The organism is Chitinophaga sp. (assembly GCF_036569125.1).
GTDB lineage: Bacteria > Bacteroidota > Bacteroidia > Chitinophagales > Chitinophagaceae > Chitinophaga.
On record NZ_DATCRF010000159.1, the window covers coordinates 1 to 5,570 of the forward strand.

General features: G+C 48.7%; 5 protein-coding genes. All 5 read right to left on the minus strand.

The window, feature by feature from the left end; genetic code table 11:
• Nucleotides 1-144: 144 nt before the first annotated feature.
• The 5 genes from VIM87_RS05655 to VIM87_RS05675 all read right to left on the minus strand — a co-directional run bounded on the left by VIM87_RS05655 (nucleotide 145) and on the right by VIM87_RS05675 (nucleotide 5,475).
• Complete coding sequence (locus VIM87_RS05655; protein WP_331996038.1) at nucleotides 145-696, minus strand: DUF1016 N-terminal domain-containing protein; 552 nt, start codon at nucleotides 694-696, stop codon at nucleotides 145-147.
• Nucleotides 697-774: 78 nt separating this feature from the next.
• On the minus strand, nucleotides 775-1,956 hold the full coding sequence (nagA, locus tag VIM87_RS05660) for an N-acetylglucosamine-6-phosphate deacetylase (RefSeq protein ID WP_331996039.1): 1,182 nt from the start codon (nucleotides 1,954-1,956) through the stop codon (nucleotides 775-777).
• A gap of 1 nt (nucleotide 1,957) precedes the next feature.
• A complete protein-coding gene (locus VIM87_RS05665) occupies nucleotides 1,958-3,277 on the minus strand; it encodes a sugar MFS transporter (RefSeq protein WP_331996040.1) in 1,320 nt (439 codons plus the stop codon).
• Between the two features lie 5 nt (nucleotides 3,278-3,282).
• Nucleotides 3,283-4,032, minus strand: coding sequence for a glucosamine-6-phosphate deaminase (locus VIM87_RS05670; protein WP_331996041.1), 750 nt, complete (start codon nucleotides 4,030-4,032; stop codon nucleotides 3,283-3,285).
• Between the two features lie 36 nt (nucleotides 4,033-4,068).
• On the minus strand, nucleotides 4,069-5,475 hold the full coding sequence (locus tag VIM87_RS05675; protein WP_331996042.1) for a Gfo/Idh/MocA family protein: 1,407 nt from the start codon (nucleotides 5,473-5,475) through the stop codon (nucleotides 4,069-4,071).
• Nucleotides 5,476-5,570 lie beyond the last annotated feature (95 nt).

A 5,570-nucleotide genomic window follows, 5' to 3' on the forward strand; every position in this document is an offset into this window, starting at 1 on the left:
TTACTGCCTGATCATTAAACGGCTAATCTTCAGCGGCTGGGCAGGCTGGTACTACACCCTGCAAAGAACCATGGTGGAAATGCTGTTTTCACTCCGGTTGATGGAGGAACAGCATTTTGATGTGAAGAGTAAGAAATAGGATTTTTATTTATCAGCTGATAATTCCAGCACGGTAGGGTCTTTGATAATCTCAGTAGCATTACCAGGCACTTTTTCCCCACGGGCTACCGCCAATACGCTTTCCTTATCATTACTGAGCAATAAGCGTTCATATAACTGGCTGTTGATCTGCCGCTCAAGCTGGCGGGCTGTCCAGTTACTTTTAACGGCTTCCAGTATATAATACTCCCTTTTAGCCTCATTATCAATGGATAACAGCAGCTTGTAGTGGGTCCAGCTAAATTGTGTCCGCAGTGCGGACACAATTGGAAAGGCGCGGTAAAATTGCCGGTACCAGTTAAGCTGCCGATAGGAAAAGCCGCTGCCGAACTCAGGCTGTAAAACTTCAGATAAAGACTTTATCAGAAAAGAGCCATAATCCGCCCGCTCTTTTCCGGCTTGTTCCTCTTCAAAGATCCGCTTTCCGATATTCCAGTACATGAGCACCCGGGTATTATCCACTGCGCGAATAGCCTGTTCCCGGCTTTGGAGTATCATGTTCTTTATTTCGGCTACCAGTGATTTCTTTACCTTCATAACTTGGGGGATTACTTTTGTGATAAAGGCCCCAATTTTAAAGGAATTATGTGTTATAAACAAACGGCAATTTGATAGTTAGAGTATCATCCTTCCCCCAACAATAACCTGCTCCACCTTAATCCCTTCATCAAACACCACTACATCGGCATCCATACCTGCTGCCAGCAAACCTTTTCTATGGCCCAGCTGCATGATCCTTGCCGGTACATAAGTCATCATCTTCACAGCTTCGGGTAAGGATACTTCTGCCAGGGTGATCATGGTTCTTACCAACCGGTCAGCAGTAGCTACGCTGCCGGCAAAAGCGCTGCGGTCCGGCAATTTGGCCACCCCATCTTCCACGATCACTTTTAAACCATGGTCTTTAGCGCCCAGGATGCTCTCCCCTGGCGGCATACCGGCGGCACGCATGGCATCAGTGATCAGTGCAGTACGGTCTGTGCCTTTTACTTTACAGATCAGCTTTAATAAGGGCGCGGGCAAATGAACGCCATCAGCAATGATCTCCGCATCTATTTCATCTATCAGGTATACGCTTTCAATTACGCCGGCATAACGGAAAGCATTCCGCCGCATTACGCCCGACATGCTTGAATAAAAATGTGTAGCCAGGGTATACCCATTTTCCACTGCTTTCACCACATCTTCATACACGGCATTGGTATGTGCAATGGCAGGCAGTATATTGTTTGCCCGCAGGTACCGGCCAAAGTCCAATGCGCCGGGCAGCTCCGGGGCTGCGCTCCAACGCGCAATGCAGCCATCTGAACAGGTTACGATCTCTTTGTATTCTTTTTCGTCGGGGTGCCTTATATAACGGGGATCCTGCGCACCCCGTTGTTCCATATCAAAGTAAGGTCCTTCAATATGCATACCGATGAACTGTGCCCCCTGCTCATTTTTAAGCGCTGCCTGTTTGTAAATGTCCAGCGTATGCAGCAGGTCTTCTTTTTCAGCAGTGAGCGTGGTAGGCGCCATAGCAGTAGTGCCGTACCTGGCGTGGGTTTGGGCAATGGTCAGGAAGGCATCTGTTGTGCCGTCCATAAAATCAGCGCCGCCACCACCATGTACGTGCATATCAATAAAACCGGGCGATACATATTTACCTGCTGCATCAATAACAATATCAGCCCGGGAAGTGATCTCTGCTTCACTGACCTGTGCAATCTTACCGCCTGCTATTAACAGGCTGCCGCCGGTGATAATGCGGTGCGGTGTGATCAGCTGTCCGTTTATGATCTTTATGGATGGCTGCATATTATCGCTTTAGCAAATTCCATGTTTTAATACGGTAACCTTTAAACGCGTAAAATACAAGGTACATATAACAGGGCAGTAAAATAATATATCCTGCCCTTACGGAATACAGATCGGCCAAACGGCCGTATATCAATGGCAGTATGGCATTACCGCAAAGCCCCATGATCATTACAGAGGCGCCCAGCTTGGTGTAGCGGCCCAGGTCCTTCAATGCCCAGGGCCAGATGCCGGCCCATACCAGCGAATTGGCCAGGCCCAGTAATACCACAAACCAGAGCGAAATATCTGCACTGTAACCAAAGAGCTGTACCCTGCCCTGCAACAGCAGTATACAGCAAGTTAATACACTGCCCAGTAATGTGCAAAACTGCAATGCATGCAGCTGGCTCACCCATCTGGGAATTACGACGATGCCGATCACATAACCGGTAATGGTAGCAAACAGCGTGAACGATGGAAACACTTTAGCCTGCTGTAAAGACAAACCCATAGAATCCGCATAACCAATAATGGTATCCACTGCAATCACCTGCGTACCTACATGTAAAAAGATGGCAACAGCACCCAGGATCAGATGCGGGAACTGCAGGATACTTTTTTTACCGGCATTGGCTACGGCCAGCTCCTCATTTTCCACCTCTGTATTAATTTCAGGCAATGCGGAATAACGCACGGTGAGCCCTAACAGGAACAACACAATGGTGATAATGGTGTAAGGCGGTATCACTCGCCTTATCAGCGCATCCAGGAAAGCCGCCTTTACATCATCCGCCATGCCCGACAGCTGCGCAAAAAGCGCACTGTCATCTGCCCTTAACACTACGGCGCCCAATACCAGCGGCGCAATAATGCCCGCGCCTTTGTTAAAGATGCCCATAATACTGATGCGCTGAGCAGCCCTTTCCGGTTTGCCTAAAATGGTTACATATGGATTAGCGGCTGTTTGTAATACCGCCAGCCCCAAACCAATGGTGAACAAACCAGTGAGAAAAAGCGGGTAAGTGCGGTAAAGCGCCGCGGGAATAAACAGCAAAGCGCCTGCAGCCATTACCCAGAAACCAGCCATGATGCCCTTTTTAAAGCCCAAACGCCGGATAAGGTAAGCAGATGGCACCGACATTACCAGGTAAGCAATATAAAAGGCAAAGGTTACCAGGTAAGATTCAAAATGGGTTAACTCGCAGGCTATACGAAAATAAGGGATGAGGATCGCATTCACCCAGGATACAAACCCGAACACGAAAAATAACATGCCAATGATCACCAGGGAAATGGCTACTTCCCTTTTCCGTAATGTGCCTGCGTGTGTATTACCCATACTGTTTATTTAATACCTTCTTTGGTTAATAATGAAGCGGATGTTTCGTCCAGGAAGAACGTACAATCCGGGTGCTGCTGCAGGATGCTGGCCGGGAACAGGTTGCTCACAGGTTTTTCCAGGCTGTCCCTTACAGCTGCTGCTTTGCGTTTATCGGGTACGGAGCAGATGATATGTTTGGATAACATGATCTGTTTTATAGACATGCTGATGGCCTGCTTCGGAACATCTTCCAGCCGTTCAAACCAGCCTTCGTTCATTTGCTGCCTGCGGCAGGGCTCATCCAGGTTTACCACAAGATAAGGTTTGGTGGTGGTGAAATCTGCCGGGGGATCATTAAATGCCAGGTGGCCATTCTCCCCGATGCCCACCAGCGCAATGTCTATAGGATACTGCTGGATCAGCTTAGCCAGGCGTTCGCATTCCTGTTCAGGATCTGCATTACCATTCACCAGCACCGCTTCTTTCAAAGGGGCTACCTTATCCAGGAAACGCTCTTTTAAATATTTACGGAAGCTGGCCCCATGGGTTTCGGGCAGGCCAATGTATTCATCCAGGTGGAACATGGTTACCTTACCCCAGTCTATACCCGGTTGGGAAATAAGCTCCTTCAGGGTTTCAAACTGGCTGGCACCGGTGGCCAGGATCACATTGGCGCTCCCTTTTACAGAGAGCGTTCCCCGTAACAGGGCCGCTGCTTTTTTACCGGCTGCAATGCCCAGCGCGGCTGCGTTTTGTTCAATTGATATGTTCATTAATATAAGATTTCAGATAATGAAAGGGTTAATAATTTATTTAACACCAGTGAGGTGGCCATGCGTGATGGACATTTCCACCGGTTTGTTCTGTTTCCAGGCGCCACGTGTAAAGTCAGGCACATCCAGGCTTTTGGAGCGGCCGGCTACTGACTTTTCACTCAGGGGGCCAATAACGCTCCATGCTGCAGCATCATACACATCATGATCTATAGGCAGGCCGTTACGCAGGCAGTCTATCCAGCGCCAGTCCATCAAAAAATCCATACCGCCATGGCCGCCTACTTTCTTAGCCATTTCGCCCAGCTGTTTTACAATGGGCAGCGTGTATTGCTCTTCCAGTTTTTTCATAGCATCATCCTCCAGCCATCCTTCATGGCTGGTAGCGATCCTGCCAGGCAGCGGATACTTTTGCGCAGCTGCTTTGGTGCCTGTAATAGCGTGTATGCGTGAGTACGGATGCGGCGATGATACATCATGCTGCACCAAAATGGTTTTGCCATTGATGGTGCGGATGGTGGAGATATTCATATTACCGCGGAAATGACTGTTGGCAAACTGCTGAAAGTCCGGGTCTTTGGCAGCGGCTTCTTTTGCCAGCGGGGCCAGCGTGAAATCATTGCTGCTTACAGATACCAGGTAATCCATACGGTCGCCGCGGTTAATGTTCATTACCTGGCATACCGGCCCCAGGCCATGTGTAGGATACAGGTTACCGTTACGCTGTGTATTTTCACGCAAACGCCAGTAATCATACCGTGCATTCTTATTAAAAAAGCTGTTGGCTATATCATGTATGTAAGCGCCTTCCCCGTGTACAATTTCTCCGAAAAAGCCCTGCCGTGCCATGTTCAGCGTTAGCAGCTCAAAGAAATCGTAGCAGCAGTTCTCTAAAATAATGCAGTGCTTTTTATTTTTTTCAGATGCTTCTACCAGCTGCCAGCATTCTTCCACGGTTTTTGCGGCCGGTACTTCTACAGCTACATGTTTACCATGGTTCATGGCATAAGTGGCAATAGGCGTATGCAGCTCCCAGGGTGTGGCTATGTATACCAGGTCTATATCAGGGCTTTCACATAATTGTTTCCAGGCATCTTTTTTACCGGCATACAATACCGGGTTATGCCCGGAGCCTTTCAGCTTTTCTCTGGCGGCTTCGGCCTGCTGCGTTCTGATATCACACAGGCCGTTAATGGAAACCCCGTCAATATAATTAATGCGCGGCACAGCAGCGCCGCCCCGGTTACCCAGGCCTACAAAACCAATACGCACCGTATCCAGCTTAGGGGCTGCATAACCACACATATTAAAATGCGGGGCGCCTGTTGGCGGCTGGTATCGGCTTACCACATCAGTGGCCATGCTGGTTAAAGGGTTAGCAGCCATCATGCCGGTTCCCAGTAAACCGGTAAGCTTCAAAAAATCCCTGCGGTTATTTCCCATAGTTCATAGTTTATTATTGTACAAATACGGTTTTGGCGGAGGTGCGATAAAGCCGTTCCTGTTCTTCAAAAACCTGCTGATAGTTACCTGTAGCC